We start from the raw sequence: 16,178 nt of genomic DNA, 5'->3' as shown, positions 1-16,178 counted from the left end.
TTTTGAAATAAGTTTTATTGTGGTGAAAGTTAAATGAGTTGTTTTGTGAATAGCCAACTGAAAAATAGCAACGATATCTGCTAAAAATAAACGGCTTTCAGGATTTTGCCCATTTTTTGAATCGGAAATTCCCCATTAATGGAGAGGCATAAGGCATAAAACGTTGTACAATAACAGAGATAATCAGCGGGATGATTAGACAAATCAATGTATACCCAAACAACCCATATTCAATGAAATCATTCATAAACTTATCTACTGATATATGCAGATACATGATGGCTATAGAATGCATTTCGATAAACTCTAATATCTTAAAGCGAATATACTTCGTTATCAATTGGAAAAATCCAAAAATGACAAGTAAAAATGCTATTGGAAGAGCTAGATCCAATATGGGATGACTATAACGAATAAATTTCATACTAAGATGATAGTCTAATTCCTCATTCCAAGTTAACCGCATGGCCATTAACGTGATGGCTATACAAATAATCCATAGTGGAAAGCGCACATGTAAAAAAATCTCTTTTGCATAGTAGCCGATTGCAAAATAAACGATCGCAATCAGCACAACATCTAAATCCCAAGGTACTAATATTGTTTGAGATGCTTCATCTACATTGCCACCAATAACATACACCACATAGAAGCTTTCAAGTTCGGCAAGTATATAACATAACATAAGGAACAGAATTTGATTTACTCGATTTAAATAGCGTGTCACAAATAAGAAGGCAATGTACGTAAAGAATAAGGTTGTGATAAACCAAATAACTCCGTAGGACCCTCGAGCAAAGCGTCCACCAAAAAGGATTGTAAGTAAATCATGTTTATAATAGTCAAAATCTACGGTCCCATTTATAAAGGCTAGTACATAGCGTAAACATGTTATGATGAATACAAAGAAAATATATGGGACTAATAATTGTATAGATCGTTTTTTTATGGATTGCCACATGCTGATATTAGAGTCTGCTGGTCTAAAAAATAAACCGCTGAGAACAAAAAAAGCGGGCATATGAAACCAGTAAATGTATGTTAGTAAAGGGTGGTCCAATTGTTCTGGTTCTGGATAATGTCCAATTACTACTAATATCATTAAAAAACCTTTTGTCGCATCGACCCAGGTTAATCTTTTCTTAGTCATTATTTCATCCTCCAGAGCGTTATTCTAAACCTTTAGTTTTAGGATTAAAAGTAGGAGAAAATAATATTTTTATATCATTTATATTTCAAAACGATTACAAAACGGAGGACTTATGGATGAATATCTTTTTAATGAGCGCTTCTTTTCCAATTGACCATTTAACCATTCAAGAAATGGAGGATTTAATAAAAATGGCAAATGCAAGAGATGAACAAGATGTTTCTTTTTTAATGAATACGAAAGATTGGAAAGATGATAGAAACACAGGTTTTGTTATCTTAGCATATAGCGAACAAGATCAACTTTTAGGATTTTTGGTTGCCTATGACTTATTTGGACTCAATACTTATGAATGGAGCATCGTTGTGCATCCCAATGTTCGTAGACGCGGAATTGGCTCTGCGCTTGTCCAAGGTTTACAAAATTCTTTAAAAGAACGAGGTGCTTTAGGTGACATGGCTTTGTCATTCACAGACGAAGTAGGACACCAATTTTTACATCAAACAGGATACGAGTACAATTCTTCAGAAGCAACATTACAAGCAGTTCCAGAAAATAATGATCTTACTAAAAACATTTTTGTTCGAACATTTAAAGAGGAAGACAAAAATCAACTAATTCAGTTAATGCAAGATGGCTTTGGGGATATGCCATATGAAACAGAAGAACTCATCTCTATTAATACGACTGTCCAAGGACGTACACTGTACATAATAGAACTCGACCTACAAATTGTCGCCACTGTTTCGCTAGTAGAAAACGATATGGGTATTTGGGTTACAGCGTTTACAGTAAAACAGTCACTTCGAGGTCAGGGGATTGGTTCAAGTGTTTTACAATGGGTAAAAAATGATGCATATGCAAGACATCAGCCAAAAGTGCTATTAGATGTCGAAATTGATAATAAGGATGCACTTAGTGTATACAAAAAAGCAGGATTTACACCAATACATCAAGTAGATTATTTCACAAGAACGTGAAAAGTATACAAAATTTACCCCACATTAACTTGTTAGTAAAAGGGATGAAAAGTAACGAATTGTGCATTGAAAAAGGCGGATGAGATCAGTCATTATGGAAAATTTAGGTTGATAAAAAAAGCTGTAGTATTAAAATAGAGATAGATGTATTTTAATAAACGTGATTAAATATAATTTCAAAATAATTCCTAATTTATGTATATACCTTTAAAGGAAAGACATATTATAGAAGTAGATACCATTTACTTTTAGGAGGGATTTTAATGAGACTACCCGCATTACAAAAAGTAGAAGTGTTACACAAGAGCTTGATCAGTCAAATTCTAAGCAAAATGGTAAGACGAAATTTAAGTAAGCTAGATAGTCAAAAAAAGCGTTATTATCCTATTTCTTATCGAAGGTAAAAAACATGGAAACATCATGAAGCTGGATGTTTCCATGTTTTTTTACGTACATTAACGAGTAGACAGCAGGATTCCAACTATAGATTTTAGCAAAAAGTAGGAGGATAAGGGAGGGATTCACTGTTTGCCAAATCAGATTGGTTTCGACTAATGTTCAGCGTGGGGATAAAGAAAATATCATGCTCTGAAGTTTTATTTTAAGATTTTAATAACAGGTCTTCTTTCTTAGGAGCCAACAAATGTAACTCATGCATGGCACGGGTCAATGCTACATATAAAAGTTTTCGGTCAATAGGTGTATCTCGGAATGGTTGATCTATAGTCGCAATGATAACAGCATCAAATTCAAGACCTTTGGCGAGATGGCTTGGAATGATGAGAAGAGCCTCTTGGTCGATTTCGGATGCCTCTGATAATGTTTGTACTTTTATCTTTGTTTTTTGCAATGCTTTTGTTGCTTTTTTGACCTCGTCTGTTGTTTTACAAATAAGAGCAATTGAACGATGACCTTTAGCTCGAATTTGTTCATACATTTCAACGATTTTCGCCACATCAAAGTTTTCCATTTTATAAAAAGTAGGGTCTTCTCCATGACGAACAACGGGTTCTACTAAAGGTAAATGATCATCCATTTTTGCTAAAATATTATTAGCAACTGCCATGATTTCAATGGTCGTCCGATAGCTTTTTTGTAAGGTTTTATAGCTAGCTCTTGGAAAGAGTTCACGTACAGGAGCCCAGTCTGTCAATGAACGATAGCTATGAATACCTTGTGAAAGGTCACCAACCATTGTGAACATATCTGTTTCGAGGCCTTCCTTTAAGGCAGCCAGTTGGAATAAACTATAATCCTGCACTTCATCGATGAAGACGACCTTCATCTTCCATTCATCTTTTATCCCCTTAATCTTGGCGTGTAAATAAAAAATTGCAGCCAAATCCTCTAAAGCCCACACCTCTTTCTTGTGAACTTCCTCAAACTGATTATGCTTTTCCTCTGACCATTCAGGTGCTAATTCTTCTTGTAAAACTCTATTTGTCAAAAATTCGCGATAAAGTGCTTTAATTTTATATTTTTCAAAGCGTTTCATATAGCGTGTCACAACGGTTTTTGATTCCTTTTCAACGGCGGGGAGCCTTTCGTCACGTTCATCAATCCATTTTGTTACAACTTCTTTTCGTTTTGCATCATCATGGATACCAAATAATGCTTTATCTAAAACAGCATCATAGCGTTTTTTGAGCGTATAAAGGATTTGCTTTCGTTTTTGACGAACATGATTTTGCATGACGGAACGAATTTTGGCTAGCCTTTTTTCTAAAGGTAAATAATTGTAATCTTCGAGAAATAGTCTACGCAAATGAGAGGCTTTTAAAATGCGATATTTTTCAATGAAAATATCTTCAAATTGATCTGCTATTTCACGTTCCATTTTGGCAATATATCGTGCCATAATATCTCGATATTCAAGTGTTCCTTTCATTTTAGATACCCATAGCATTGTTTCATCAATTTCATCTTGTTGTAAGATGTCTTCGAGTTGTTTGTTTGGATCTTGGAGCTTCAATTTGATATGGGTAGCATTTTGTACATATTCGGCAAAGGTTGTTTGACAAATTTGTCCAACGCCAAGTTCTGGTAATACATCCGCGATATAATCGATAAATAATTTGTTTGGGGCTAAAATCATTAAATCTTGTGCTCGGAAGTGTTCTCCCATTGTGTATAAGAAATACGAAATCCTATGTAGGGCAATCGTTGTTTTACCACTACCAGCAGCACCCTGAACAAGGATAGGCTGCTTCAAATGTGCACGTATGACCTCATTTTGCTCTGCTTGAATCGTTGAGACAATTTCTGTTAAGCGAACATCCGCCTTCCCAGCTAAAGCTTCTTGTAACAGCTCATCATTTGTCGTGAGGTCGATATCACGGATCTCAAGTAAACGACCCTTTTCAATTTTGTATTGTCGCTTGGAAAAAAGGTGCCCCTCATGTTCCTCGCCATTTACTTCATATGTTAAATCACCAAGTCGTCCATCATAATAGACGTTCGCTACTGGAGACCGCCAATCAACGATAATGGGTTCTTGCGTTTCACGATCAAAGAGTGATGTTTTTCCAATATATAGTTTTTCAGCAGGTTCGTTTTCTTTTTGAAAATGGATACGTGCAAAATAAGGCTTCTGACGGATCGCTTCTAATCCTTCACGTTGATTTTTCGCCATATCAAAGAAACGAGCATTTGTTAAGATATTTTGATAGCTTAGACTTGAATCTAAATAGTCTAAGTCAGCCATTGCAGTCCGAATATTTGCTTGTGCATTTTGTACATCTTGTTTTGATTCTTCTAATAATTTTTGCATATAATATTTTGTATAAGCTAAATGCTGCTCTTCTTCTTTAAAATCAGGATGTCGTGTCATCAATTTGGCCTCCCTTACTCATAGGGTGATTATTAATAACTATACGCTTATTACTCATTTAAATGAAGTTTAACATTGTTTAAAAGCTGCCAGAGCGGTAGGATAAAAGTGATAAGTAAAAAAATCGCTGGAGGAAAATCAGATGAATATATTTGCGCATCGTGGTGCATCAGGTACCTATCCGGAAAATACATTACTTGCATTTAGAGAAGCAGCTAAAATGCCAATTTACGGTGTTGAATTAGATGTTCAGCGTACAAAAGATGGTGTCTTAGTCATTAATCATGATGAAAAAATAGATCGTACATCAAATGGCAAAGGCTATATTCGGGATATGACGTTTGAAGAGATTCGTTCCTATGATTTTGGCATATGGAAAGGCGAGCAATTTGCAGGCGAAAAAATACCTACACTTGATGAAGTACTTGATGTTTTCAGAACGACACATCATATGATCAATATTGAATTGAAAACAGATGTCTTCGAATACCCCGGTCTTGAAGATGATGTGATCGAAACAGTGAAGTCACATGATATGATGGAGCGTGTATTATTTTCATCATTTGACCACGAAATCGTAGAAAGAGTTCTCGAAAAAGCGGCCTACAATGAAGTCGGTGCATTATTTATGAAGATTTTAGTGAATCTTGATGCGTATGGACAAATGCTTGGTACAAATGCCCTTCATATTTCACTCGTTGCTGCTAAGCGTGAATCTGCGAAGAAAGCGATAAAAGCTGGAAATAAAGTGCGAGTATACACCGTCAATACACCGGAGGATTATGACTTTTTAGAGAGTATGGGAGTAGATGCTGTATTTACGGATTATCCAGAGCTATTATATCGTCACGCATTTAGCAAAAGATATGAATGTTAAAATGGACAAGGGTAATAGAAAGCTTTTTTGAAAATAAAGGATATTAATGAATGGAAATTAGTTTTTTACAAGAATCTAAAAAGTATTTTACTACTTCAAGCATCAGCTAAGAGGGGATGGTTCATCTATCCTATTTCATGCTGCTTAGTGTGCAAGACAAAGGCAGGATAATCTGATCTGAAAAAGTAATACTTCTGCTACATTATGTGAAAGAGAAAGAGCGTAGAATGGTGTTGAACCAATATTCTATGCTCTTTTTTCTTGAGTTAGCAGAAGAAAAACGTCTCTATAGGTGGCGAGGTGTATAAAATTTTATTCTCCTTTTTCAACGGGTGTGTCGCTCACTGAAACATTAGAACTCAGGGCTAAAGGCACGGCATTCTGGGGGAATTTATCCCGCTTTAACGGGCAGTAAGACCCCCATCTCAGGATATAGAGAGAAACGAGAAAGATAGGTGGGGGAACAACTGCCGCATGCGCCCGATTGGTTCGGGCCAACAAGATGTTGGTCCCTCAGGTGTTGCCACAGGACGTGGCGCTTTTAACCTGAGCTCCTCTAGTTCAGTGGGGATGAAGAAAAACCCCACTGATGGAAGCTTCCCTTTATCTGTGCAAAAGCGGAGTGGGACGAAGCGTCAGTTGTACTTATTGTGTATCTGTAAAATTTTACTAATAGAATATTTAAAGTTATAACGATTTTAGTAAAAACAATACTCAAACGAATGACTAAAAACAAATAATTAATTATATTAAATAAAAAATTAATATTATTTATTTTTCATATTAAAAATTTTAATTTTATTATTTATATTTTTAATTATTTGTTATATAATAAACTCAATTAAAAGAAAGGAATTTCATTATGGCTTATAAAGTAATTACAAATTGTCCTGTCTGCGGTAAAATATTGAAAATTACAAAGTTGCAGTGTTCTCATTGTCACACTACGATTGAAAATGAGTTTGAATTCTCTAGGCTGGCATCTCTATCAAAGGATCAGCTTCATTTTGTGGAAGTATTTTTAACCTGCAGAGGGAATATCAAAGAAGTTGAAAAGGAACTAGGAATTTCATATCCAACTGTTCGAGGCAAACTAACAGACATCATTTCATCTCTTGGATATGTGCAGAAGAAGAAAAATGAAGTAGACGAGAAAAAAGTTGTTACCATGTTGGAAAATGGCGAAATTACACCAGAAGAAGCTATTAAGCTCTTAAAAGAAGAATAGAGGAGGGATTTATCATGAAAGAGGAAATTACAAGAGTGTTAACAATGGTTCAAGAGGGAAAGATTGATGCCGATAAAGGATCAGAACTGATTCAAGTATTACAAGAGAAAGAAGCAACAGATACGAAACTTGTTGAAAAATCTACGAACTATTTAGATAAAACATTAAAAGTTCGTGTTGTATCAGCTGAAAATGATAACGTCACGGTCAATTTGCCTATAAAACTTCTCAAGGTAGTATTAATGGCTGGGCACAGTATCGCAGCGAGTATACCTCAATCGGAAAAATACGTGAAAGATATAGACATCAACCTTCTTACTGAAGCAATCGAAAACGAATTAGATGGCCAAATTGTTGATATTAAGTCAGCAAACGGAGATACCGTTTCGGTCATCATTGAATAGTGATTTGCTTATGATGCATGTAAAAGTTAAAGCAAAAAACGTCCGGTTGATCATCCCAATTCCATATGCTGTTTTAAACATTGTTATTTCAATTTTGTCTTCAAAATTTTTTCAACAAAATTTAAACAAATGGACAAAAGAAGCCTTCGAAAGAAAAAAACTGGACTTTACCTTTCCACTAATAGACAAAAAAACGCTAAAGCCGATCGTCAAGGAACTGAAAAATTATAAGGGAATCGTGCTAGTAGATGTCAAAGCTAAGGACGGTACCGAGGTTAAGGTTAGACTATAATTTATAAATAAACCGACAACTGGCCTGGTATTTTGAAAAAGGATTAATTTCTCCTTACAATACTTAGAAATTTAAAAAAACAATAAAGGATTTCACTTTAAAGGCTCAAGCAAGTATAACCCCGTTCTAAATTTAGGACGGGGTTAAAAATATAGTTGTTTAAGAAGGAAATGAACTTGGTTCAACTAACATCCAGTGGGATAAAGGGAACCCACTGGGGAAAGTTTCATATTATATTACCATTTTGCAATATGCTCTTCTATTGTTCCGAGTAATTGCTGAATAGGGATATATCGATCATTTTCTAAACGGATGCGGCCATTATAGTAGCCTACCATTTGGTGAACAGTAGATTTTATGAGTTTTATATCCGTTGTCGCTTCACGTTCAAAAAATGGTGTAAATGTAAGATGTACATCATGTGTGAATTTTGTTTGAATATACCAAGGCTGCATGAAGTTTTTATTATTATATTTAAAGATGACATCTTCATGGATCTTTTTCATCTTGCCATCAATAAAAATAGCGTTTTCAGTCATGCCTGTTCCATCTGTCCATTGACCACCGAAGTTTAAACCAATACGATGATTACCGTAACGTTGTGATGCCATTCCCCAATTCCAAATGGCTTGTCGGGGCCATACACCTCGTCCATAGTCGAGAACTGCGAAACAATCTTCCTCATGAAAGCTATAGCGTTTATCTCCAATTTTCACATATCCACTTGCAGGAAGAGAATGATGCTTGGCCGTAAATTGGAAAGTTTGGCGGTTCCACGGAATAACAACATTTAGTGACTCATCTTCCTGTGGATGTTTAATGGTTAAGTCAGCATGCAAGAGATCATCATCAAAATCGGGTATTGTCACCGTCATTTGTGTTTCTCCTTGAAAATACAGTATTTGAAGTTTCATATCATTATTAGTAAGCGAGATCGTTTCTAAAACATTCTCGGGCATCTTCAACCTATTACCAAGAGGGATTGTCACCGTTTTTTCAAAATACCTCTGGGTTTCATATTCTAAGAAATAAACAAAACAAACTGCTACATAATCTAGGTGACTAATGGTTGCCGAAAACATAATATCATCACCAAATATACACCAATAATTCCACTTTTTCTTGCGCATGAAATGACCCTTTAAATTACATTGAATGATAGGCTTTCTAGCGTAACCGATAGCAGCAGGATTCAAGTTGCCTTTTTTATCGCATAGTAATGTTGTGTCAACAATCTCTTTTTCAGCGTGCTGAGTCAATTCAAACATCCTTTCGAACAAAAATAAGAGATATATAAAGTTAGTTGTTCTAATTGTACCAAAAAATATGTGATTTTGGTCACTTCATTACGGTAAATATAATTAGTTTGTTGCTAATCTTTAGAAAAAGTATCAATCGGAGCTGTCCAAACATAAGGTAACTACAGGAGGTTATGGACTATGTACAATAGGCAAGCGGCTGTTGACTATGCTAATCGTTGGTGGAACAACTTCAATCCTGCATTTCCAAAATTTGATGATGATTGTACCAATTTTATCTCGCAATGTTTGTTAGCAGGAGGGGCACCAATGACAGGTGCACCTAATCGTGCAAAAGGCTGGTGGTTGAAAGGAGGCACCTGGAGTTATAGCTGGACTACTTCGAATGCACTTCGCTGGTATGTGGAAACTTCTAAAAAAGGGTTAGTAGGGAAGAGGGTTTCAAGTGTCAGTGAGCTACGTTTAGGTGATCTAATCTTTATCGATTTTGATGGGGATGGAAGAATCAATCATTCATTAATCATCACTAGTATTGTTAAAGGGGTACCATATGTGAATGCACATACGACAAATAGTTATCATCGATTATGGACATATGAAGATTCAAGTGCATATACGCCAAATATAAAATATTATTTCTTTCAAATAGATGTAATTTAAACAAGGTGACGGTGTTCTTTTTTTATATTTTAGACGGATTGTGGTAAGGTGAAGAAAGATAATATACATACAAGTATATTCACCATAAAATTATGTTCGTTTTATAGGAGTGATGATAATGAGTGAACAATCTTTAACAGTTAAAGAAGCAATTCGTGGACGTCGTTCTATAAAATTATTCAACGGTCAGCCAGTAGATCGTGAAGATTTAATAGAAATCATTAACACAGCAGTATGGGCGCCAAATCATGGCAACCGTCAGCCTTGGCGTATCATCTTGGCATGTGATGCGGGCTTAGATGCTGTAAAAGAGCTAATTCGCGAATATGCAGTACCAGATTGGAAAGAACTTTCTGAAGAAGTGCTTGCGAAAAAAATGCAAAAATTCGCTACACCAGGCGCTTACGCATTTGTCATTGTACCTCAGGATGTTCGCCAAAAAGAACGTTATGAAGATTTTGCAGCGGCTAGCAGCTTTATTCAAAATATACAGTTGTTAGCGTGGGATGAGGGGATCGGTGCATGCTGGAAAACACCAAACTGGATTGATCACCCAAAATTCCGTACATCATTAGGTGTAAAACCAGAAGAACGAATCATCAGCATGCTTCAATTCGGTTATTTTGATACGATTCCTCAAGAAAAACCACGTAAATCTGCTGAAGAAATCGTTACCTTCTTTGGAGAAAAAGAATAATTTCATCAGTGATCATTCGCTTTAAAGAAATAAATATAGTGTAATTAGTGTTCAACGATGTCACCCGAAATCTGTAATTGTTCACCTTAATTTAGGTCAAAAATTAATATAGTTGGTGTTTCACCGCTGAAAAAGCAAAAGTACAATTCAGATTGTTGCTCTATCCTGAATTGTACTTTTTTCCTTTTTAGGTGATTTTAAAGTGTTGATTATAGGTCGATAATTAATCATTAATCACAAGCTATGATGCGAACTAATTATTTTGATAAATTAGCGATTTCATCATAATAATCACTAACAACCCGAAGGCCTTTATCAAAGTTTTCTAAATGGAAATGTTCGTTTGGTGCATGGAAGTTTTCAGTTGATAAAGCAAAGCCCATCATAATGACGGGTACGCCTAAAATTTCATCAAATGTAGCAACGATCGGGATGGACCCACCAGCACGAATATAGGCTGTTTTCACATGATATTGTGTTTCATAGGAGCGGCCAGCGGCTTGGATGTAAGGATGGTCAAGTGGTGTGATAAAAGGTTTTCCTTTATCAAAATCAGTCACTGTGATATCGACACCTGCTGGTTTATGTTTTTCAATATGCGCACGTAATTGTTCTACGATTTCTTCAGGATCTTGATCTGGAACTAAGCGGCAAGTAATTTTAGCGCCAGCAGTTGCGGGAAGAACCGTTTTAATCCCTTCACCAGAAAAACCGCCAAATACGCCGTTTGCCTCTAAAGTTGGACGAGCCCAAGTTCGTTCAAGATACGTATAGCCTTCTTCGCCATATAATTCTTTTACACCAGCCTCTTTTTTTATGCTTTCTTCGTCAAAACCTAATGCTTCATAGGCTGCTTTTTCATCAGCTGTAATCGGACGAACCTTGTCATAGAAGCCTTCTACTGCAATAGAGCCATGCTCATCGTGGAATGATGAAAGAATATCGGCTAGAGCATGTATAGGATTTTGAACACCACCGCCATAAATACCTGAATGAAGGTCTCCCTTTGCAGCACGAACATCAATTTGAACACCTGTTAATCCACGTAATGCATAACATACAGCTGGACGTCCTGGTGCATAAAGGCTTGTATCTGAGATCAATACTAGGTCTGTAGCAAGTTCATCCTTGTGTGCTTCAACAAATGCAGGAAGATGTACGCTGCCGATTTCTTCTTCGCCTTCAATTAAGAATTTTACGTTGACAGGCAATGTACCATTTTCTTTCATGAAGCCTTCAATGACTTTTACATGCATGAACACTTGTCCTTTATCATCGCTTGATCCACGCGCATATAAAATATTGTCACGGATCTCAGGTTTAAAAGGATCACTATCCCATAATTCGATAGGATCTACTGGTTGGACATCATAGTGACCATAAACTAAAACAGTTGGCTTGCCCTCAGCATGTAACCAATTGGCTGTTACAACTGGATGCCCTGCTGTTTCATGGATCTTCATATTTTCTAGTCCAGCATTTTTCATGGAGTCCCCAAGGAAAGCAGCGGCTTTTTTCATATCTTCTTTATGTTCAGATAAAGAACTGATGCTTGGGATAGATAAAAATTGTTTCATTTCTTCGAGTTGTTGATCACGATGTGTAGTAAAGTAAGTATCTAATGCTTTCAATTGACTCACTCAAATCCCTCATTTCAGTATTTCGATAATAGAATTATTATATCACAGCCATCATTTTATTGAGAAAGTGCAGCCCTCTGAAACACAGGAATCGTTAAAATATGGTATATTATAAAGTATATATTTTGTGCGGAAGAACAGTCTTTTGGGAGGAATATAGTTGGAATTTTTCGGGTTAATCATCTGTTTGCTCATCTCATTTTTCTCTTCGGGAAGTGAAACAGCTCTAACAGCTATCAGTAGGATGAAGATCCAATTGCGAGCAAACCAAGGGGATCGTATGTCTCAAAAACTCAACCTCTTAATTGCTCAACAGGATCGTATGATCACGACGATATTAATTATCAATAATACAGTGAACATTTTGATGCCGACATTATTGACGATTATTGCCTTGCGTCATGGTTGGAAAGTTTCAGTGGCTACGACGATTTTAACGATTATTATTATCGTATTTGGTGAAGTATTGCCGAAGACGATTGCTGTTACATTTGCTGATCGACTTGCCTATGTAGTAGCGCCGATTATTGCATTATGCGTCAAAATCTTTACGCCAATTACTTGGATTTTGCAGCGCTTTACGAATATATTTATCCGTATTATTTCAAATGGGGCAGTGACTAAAGCGACTTTAACAAAAGAAGAATTAAGAGGAATGGTTGATGTTGCGTCAACAGAAGGTACATTTGATGAAAGTGAATCTGATCGATTGAAGGAAATGTTGGATTTTCCAGACAAAGATGTATCAGATGTAATGAGCACACATCGTACGGATGTTATTGGTTTAACAGTTGATGCTACATATGACGAGGTAAGAAATACGATTTTAGAGTATTCGTTTACTCGCTATCCAGTTTATGAAGAAAGTTTAGATAATATAGTGGGGATGTTTTATTCAAAAAAATTCGTAGAATGGTCATTAGATCCATCAAAAAAACTGGTTGATTTCGTGGATACAGAACCCTTATTTGTCGTTTCCACTGTGAGTGTTGAAAAGGTATTTACAATGATGCTTACACAAAAGAAACATTTAGCGATTGTATTAGATGAGTATGGCGGTACACTTGGAATCGTTTCACATGAAGACATAATTGAAGAAATGATCGGTCTAGAAATCGAAGACGAGTCGGATGAAGAAGAAAAGTCATTAGTTTATGAATTAACAGAAGATAAGCTAGTGTGTCACGGTCGATTAGAGATCGAAGAAGCCAATGAAATCTTCCATGTTCATATTCCTCAAGATCATGAAACAGTTGGCGGATTTGTGCTTGAACAAAGCCTGCATATTCCTGAAACAGGTGAATCGTTTGATTTTGAAAATCTTCATATCGTTGTCAATGAGGTAGATGATAACCGAATTACCAAATTGACCATTACAAAACAACCGATAAAGTGAATTTGGATACAGTAATCCAAACAGTGTCAGGTAACATGGAAGTGATGGCTTTTTCAAAGGAATTCCTCTTTTATACATTTTTGTTAGTGTATAATAAGCTGTAGATAAATAAGATAAATTATGAATTTCAGATGGAGGATTATTTTGAAAAAGAATATAAATACGCAGGCGTTTTGATTATCCGATTTTGCCCATAAAAGCAGGAAGGATTTGTTGATTTCCGCTACGACTTGCTCGCTTTCCTGCGGGTGAACGCTGGGGGCAACAGGATGTTGGTCACGGAGTCGTTGCCACAGGACGTGGTGTTCTTAGATTCCGTTCCTTCAATCGCTACGCTGCAGGAGGGTCTCAGCAGCTCGCTTTTCCCGTGGGAGTCGAGCAAGCCGCAGCGAAGATCTATATAAATGGTTTTAAAAATACAGAGTTTTTCGAAAATTACACCAAATATGTATTCCTAATTTTTGCAAAATCAACACGTGTGATAATTTTAATTGGGGGAAACTAACTAAAAATAATTTTGCCTCCCAACAATGCTATATAGATGGCATTGGGTAAATCTCAGATGGCTTTAAAACCCTTGAGATCATTCATATAAAGCGAATATTACATCTTTCATTTACAAACCTTACATGAATGTAATAAAATTGAAAGTTAATCCGATAGAGTGAAAGCTTTGTTTTTGCGAAAATAGGTTTATCAAAGCAAGATGATAAACCCGGAGGATGTTAAAAATGAAAACTACACTTGAACAAGTTTATGAAGAATACAATCGTTACATATATCATTTATGTTTGAAACTGACTCGCAATAGTGCAGAGGCAGAAGACTTAATGCAAGAAGTTTGGGTAAAGGTTGTCCGTTATGAATCATATGTTGCAGAAGTTGAACATGTGAAAGCATGGCTTACTACTATTTGTATGAATACTTTTCGTGATCGCTATCGAAAAAATGTTCGCCGCAGCAAATATATGATGAGTCAACCTGAAACATTAGACGTACCAGTATTAGATTTGGTTCCCAATGAAGACCCATCTACTGAAACAGTGGTGGAACAAGAAGTTATTTCTAAAATTGTACAAGATAAGATCAGCCAGTTAGATAGTATCTACCGCAATACGCTTTTGTATTTCTATGTAAATCAATATTCTTTAGTAGAAATTGCTGAATTGATGAAAGTGTCAATAGGAACCGTGAAGTCTCGTCTGTTCCGCGCCAAACAACGTTTAAAAGATCTTATGATGTCTGATGCAACATCAGCAGAAGTCGTACTACCAGCTTAGAAATTCATTTAATCACTGCAACACACAATCTATGCAGAGGTTGTTGGCTGTGAATAAAAATACAAGGAGTTGTCTCTTGATTTTTTGAGGGATAACTTCTTTTTTTGCAATGACAGCCGGGGGAGATGTTTATATTCTATTGGGAGTGGAAGGTGACAACTTCTCGAGGATGCATAAGGATCGCCTTCATATGGTGCGTTTGTTGATTAGTGAAATTAATTCAAGGGCTTATGAGAAAAGCATGAGTCTTAAAATGCCGGTCATAGTGAAAGGGGAGGCGGGGAGGCTCAAACCCACAGCCTAAGAAAGCAAGCCATAGCGGAAATCGGCGAATACTCTATATTTTAGTGGATAAAATTGGATAGTCGCCACGTCTGATTAAAAGCAAAAAGGCACCATTCATCGCTATATTTCATCATATAAAACACCCCAAAAGTTAAGTTTTTTACTCTAACTTCTGGGGTGCAGTACCGAATTGTACTTTTTTATTTTTCAAACAGCTACTCTTTCATTTGGGGGTAAGCCTTTTTTGTTTTAAATAATTGCTTTTTACATAGATATAATAATATATGGTTTATAAAAACAAGGGTTTTCTTTAGATTTATCCAAGTAAGCATTTAGAGAAAATAGATCGCAAAGAATCAATCTCTTCTTCTGTGAGCATTCCAAACATACGATCAACAATATTGGTAATATGTTCATGAGCGGTTTCTAAAAGTTCATGTCCCGTATCAGTAATCTCAAGTTGAGAAGCGCGGCGATCGGTTTCGTTTTGTGTTTTGTTAATATAACCTGCTTTTGTCAACTTAGTAGTGAGTACAGTGACTCCACCTGTCGTAACATGAAGTTTTTCTGCTAGAGCAGAAGGGCGCATAGGTCCTTCTGCATCAAGCAAATCAAGTATGAATATATGTGTTTTAGACAATCCTATTGTATTGTGACTATTCCACTCATTTGCCCATTTTCTTTCTAGCGAAGATACGATTTCAAAAAGGGAAGTGATACTTTCTCTTCTTGCCTCATTCATAATTTTCATCTCCAAAATGTATCATTAGCTTTCGTATGATAAACGTTGCATTTCATACAGTTCATAAGCGCGGACTTTTCGTGGGATAAAGCGGCGAATGTCCATTTCGTTATAGCCAACTTGAAGACGCTTGTCATCTAGAAGGATAGGGCTACGTAACATTTTTGGATGATCTTTTATGATGCTATAAAGTTCTTGTATAGACAGTTGTTCAATGTCACAATTTAAGTTTTTAAAGTCTTTAGAGTTTTTTGAAATGATTTCATCGGTACCATCTTCAGTCATGCTTAGGATGCGTTTGAATTCTGAAAGTGTCAAGGGTTCAGATGTAATACGTTTTTCTTTATAGGATATATCATTGTCCCTTAGCCATTGTAAAGCCTTTTTTGACGAAGTACAGCTTGTTTGAGTATAAATTGTAACTGTCATATGGATTCCCACTTTCTTTATCTTTATTA

At 36.1% G+C, this 16,178-nt stretch carries 17 protein-coding genes; 11 read left to right on the top strand and 6 right to left on the bottom strand.

Going from position 1 to position 16,178, the window contains the following annotated elements:
- Positions 1 to 97 precede the first annotated feature (97 nt).
- Positions 98 to 1,150, bottom strand: a complete 1,053-nt coding sequence (locus tag FEU33_RS14945; protein WP_146550280.1) for an acyltransferase family protein — start codon at positions 1,148 to 1,150, stop codon at positions 98 to 100.
- Positions 1,151 to 1,266: 116 nt separating this feature from the next.
- Between FEU33_RS14945 and FEU33_RS14940 the strand changes: the two genes are divergently transcribed.
- The gene (locus tag FEU33_RS14940) at positions 1,267 to 2,130 is read left to right on the top strand and encodes a GNAT family N-acetyltransferase (protein WP_146550279.1); all 864 of its coding nucleotides are present in this window, start codon (positions 1,267 to 1,269) and stop codon (positions 2,128 to 2,130) included.
- A 263-nt stretch (positions 2,131 to 2,393) separates the two neighbouring features.
- Positions 2,394 to 2,534: a hypothetical protein gene (locus FEU33_RS18885; protein WP_186725895.1), complete on the top strand. Its 141-nt coding sequence runs from the start codon at positions 2,394 to 2,396 to the stop codon at positions 2,532 to 2,534.
- 197 nt (positions 2,535 to 2,731) lie between these two features.
- Here FEU33_RS18885 and helD read toward each other — a convergent pair whose 3' ends face one another.
- On the bottom strand, positions 2,732 to 4,963 hold the full coding sequence (helD, locus tag FEU33_RS14935) for an RNA polymerase recycling motor HelD (protein ID WP_186731440.1): 2,232 nt from the start codon (positions 4,961 to 4,963) through the stop codon (positions 2,732 to 2,734).
- A 139-nt stretch (positions 4,964 to 5,102) separates the two neighbouring features.
- On the opposite strand from helD, the gene FEU33_RS14930 reads away from it, so the two are divergent.
- The 5 genes from FEU33_RS14930 (at position 5,103) to FEU33_RS14910 (ending at position 7,761) form a co-directional block, all read left to right on the top strand.
- Entirely contained in the window at positions 5,103 to 5,837 is a 735-nt protein-coding gene (locus tag FEU33_RS14930; protein WP_146550277.1) for a glycerophosphodiester phosphodiesterase, read from the top strand.
- 474 nt (positions 5,838 to 6,311) lie between these two features.
- Positions 6,312 to 6,530: a hypothetical protein gene (locus tag FEU33_RS14925; protein ID WP_146550276.1), complete on the top strand. Its 219-nt coding sequence runs from the start codon at positions 6,312 to 6,314 to the stop codon at positions 6,528 to 6,530.
- 169 nt (positions 6,531 to 6,699) lie between these two features.
- Positions 6,700 to 7,065: a DUF2089 domain-containing protein gene (locus FEU33_RS14920; protein WP_146550275.1), complete on the top strand. Its 366-nt coding sequence runs from the start codon at positions 6,700 to 6,702 to the stop codon at positions 7,063 to 7,065.
- Positions 7,066 to 7,079: 14 nt separating this feature from the next.
- Positions 7,080 to 7,469, top strand: a complete 390-nt coding sequence (locus FEU33_RS14915; RefSeq protein WP_146550274.1) for an SHOCT-like domain-containing protein — start codon at positions 7,080 to 7,082, stop codon at positions 7,467 to 7,469.
- Positions 7,470 to 7,479: 10 nt separating this feature from the next.
- Complete coding sequence (locus FEU33_RS14910; RefSeq protein WP_146550273.1) at positions 7,480 to 7,761, top strand: hypothetical protein; 282 nt, start codon at positions 7,480 to 7,482, stop codon at positions 7,759 to 7,761.
- 236 nt (positions 7,762 to 7,997) lie between these two features.
- Here FEU33_RS14910 and FEU33_RS14905 read toward each other — a convergent pair whose 3' ends face one another.
- Positions 7,998 to 9,020: a DUF2804 domain-containing protein gene (locus FEU33_RS14905; RefSeq protein WP_146550272.1), complete on the bottom strand. Its 1,023-nt coding sequence runs from the start codon at positions 9,018 to 9,020 to the stop codon at positions 7,998 to 8,000.
- Positions 9,021 to 9,200: 180 nt separating this feature from the next.
- Here FEU33_RS14905 and FEU33_RS14900 point away from each other — a divergent pair, with 180 nt between their 5' ends.
- Together FEU33_RS14900 and FEU33_RS14895 are read left to right on the top strand one after the other, a co-directional pair.
- Complete coding sequence (locus FEU33_RS14900; protein ID WP_146550271.1) at positions 9,201 to 9,680, top strand: amidase domain-containing protein; 480 nt, start codon at positions 9,201 to 9,203, stop codon at positions 9,678 to 9,680.
- A gap of 118 nt (positions 9,681 to 9,798) precedes the next feature.
- On the top strand, positions 9,799 to 10,377 hold the full coding sequence (locus FEU33_RS14895; RefSeq protein ID WP_146550270.1) for a nitroreductase family protein: 579 nt from the start codon (positions 9,799 to 9,801) through the stop codon (positions 10,375 to 10,377).
- Positions 10,378 to 10,634: 257 nt separating this feature from the next.
- On the opposite strand, the gene FEU33_RS14890 is transcribed toward FEU33_RS14895, so the two are convergent.
- Positions 10,635 to 12,017, bottom strand: coding sequence for a dipeptidase (locus FEU33_RS14890; protein WP_146550269.1), 1,383 nt, complete (start codon positions 12,015 to 12,017; stop codon positions 10,635 to 10,637).
- Between the two features lie 160 nt (positions 12,018 to 12,177).
- Here FEU33_RS14890 and FEU33_RS14885 point away from each other — a divergent pair, with 160 nt between their 5' ends.
- The gene (locus FEU33_RS14885) at positions 12,178 to 13,413 is read left to right on the top strand and encodes a hemolysin family protein (RefSeq protein ID WP_146550268.1); all 1,236 of its coding nucleotides are present in this window, start codon (positions 12,178 to 12,180) and stop codon (positions 13,411 to 13,413) included.
- A 731-nt stretch (positions 13,414 to 14,144) separates the two neighbouring features.
- Positions 14,145 to 14,693 carry an RNA polymerase sigma factor gene (locus FEU33_RS14880; RefSeq protein ID WP_146550267.1) on the top strand — a complete coding sequence of 183 codons (549 nt, stop codon included), beginning with the start codon at positions 14,145 to 14,147 and terminating at the stop codon, positions 14,691 to 14,693.
- A gap of 601 nt (positions 14,694 to 15,294) precedes the next feature.
- Here FEU33_RS14880 and FEU33_RS14875 read toward each other — a convergent pair.
- Together FEU33_RS14875 and spx are read right to left on the bottom strand one after the other, a co-directional pair.
- Positions 15,295 to 15,720 (bottom strand): MarR family winged helix-turn-helix transcriptional regulator, encoded by a 426-nt coding sequence (locus FEU33_RS14875; protein ID WP_146550266.1) that lies wholly within the window; start codon positions 15,718 to 15,720, stop codon positions 15,295 to 15,297.
- 24 nt (positions 15,721 to 15,744) lie between these two features.
- Positions 15,745 to 16,149, bottom strand: a complete 405-nt coding sequence (spx, locus tag FEU33_RS14870) for a transcriptional regulator Spx (RefSeq protein ID WP_146550265.1) — start codon at positions 16,147 to 16,149, stop codon at positions 15,745 to 15,747.
- Positions 16,150 to 16,178: the final 29 nt, after the last annotated feature.

The organism is Rummeliibacillus suwonensis (assembly GCF_007896435.1).
In the GTDB taxonomy this organism is placed as follows: domain Bacteria; phylum Bacillota; class Bacilli; order Bacillales_A; family Planococcaceae; genus Rummeliibacillus; species Rummeliibacillus suwonensis.
The sequence above is the reverse complement of the archived record's forward strand: the minus strand, read 5'-3'. Positions and strand labels throughout refer to the sequence as shown.

Excerpts from the sequence above, each read along its gene's own strand:
- FEU33_RS14875 (WP_146550266.1), bottom strand. The coding sequence starts at position 15,720 with ATGAATGAGGCAAGAAGAGAAAGTATCACTTCCCTTTTTGAAATCGTA.
- FEU33_RS14920 (WP_146550275.1), top strand. The coding sequence starts at position 6,700 with ATGGCTTATAAAGTAATTACAAATTGTCCTGTCTGCGGTAAAATATTG.
- FEU33_RS14895 (WP_146550270.1), top strand. The coding sequence starts at position 9,799 with ATGAGTGAACAATCTTTAACAGTTAAAGAAGCAATTCGTGGACGTCGT.
- FEU33_RS18885 (WP_186725895.1), top strand. The coding sequence starts at position 2,394 with ATGAGACTACCCGCATTACAAAAAGTAGAAGTGTTACACAAGAGCTTG.
- FEU33_RS14910 (WP_146550273.1), top strand. The coding sequence starts at position 7,480 with ATGATGCATGTAAAAGTTAAAGCAAAAAACGTCCGGTTGATCATCCCA.
- FEU33_RS14880 (WP_146550267.1), top strand. The coding sequence starts at position 14,145 with ATGAAAACTACACTTGAACAAGTTTATGAAGAATACAATCGTTACATA.
- FEU33_RS14940 (WP_146550279.1), top strand. The coding sequence starts at position 1,267 with ATGAATATCTTTTTAATGAGCGCTTCTTTTCCAATTGACCATTTAACC.
- FEU33_RS14915 (WP_146550274.1), top strand. The coding sequence starts at position 7,080 with ATGAAAGAGGAAATTACAAGAGTGTTAACAATGGTTCAAGAGGGAAAG.
- FEU33_RS14945 (WP_146550280.1), bottom strand. The coding sequence starts at position 1,150 with ATGACTAAGAAAAGATTAACCTGGGTCGATGCGACAAAAGGTTTTTTA.
- FEU33_RS14930 (WP_146550277.1), top strand. The coding sequence starts at position 5,103 with ATGAATATATTTGCGCATCGTGGTGCATCAGGTACCTATCCGGAAAAT.
- FEU33_RS14900 (WP_146550271.1), top strand. The coding sequence starts at position 9,201 with ATGTACAATAGGCAAGCGGCTGTTGACTATGCTAATCGTTGGTGGAAC.
- FEU33_RS14925 (WP_146550276.1), top strand. The coding sequence starts at position 6,312 with ATGCGCCCGATTGGTTCGGGCCAACAAGATGTTGGTCCCTCAGGTGTT.
- spx (WP_146550265.1), bottom strand. The coding sequence starts at position 16,149 with ATGACAGTTACAATTTATACTCAAACAAGCTGTACTTCGTCAAAAAAG.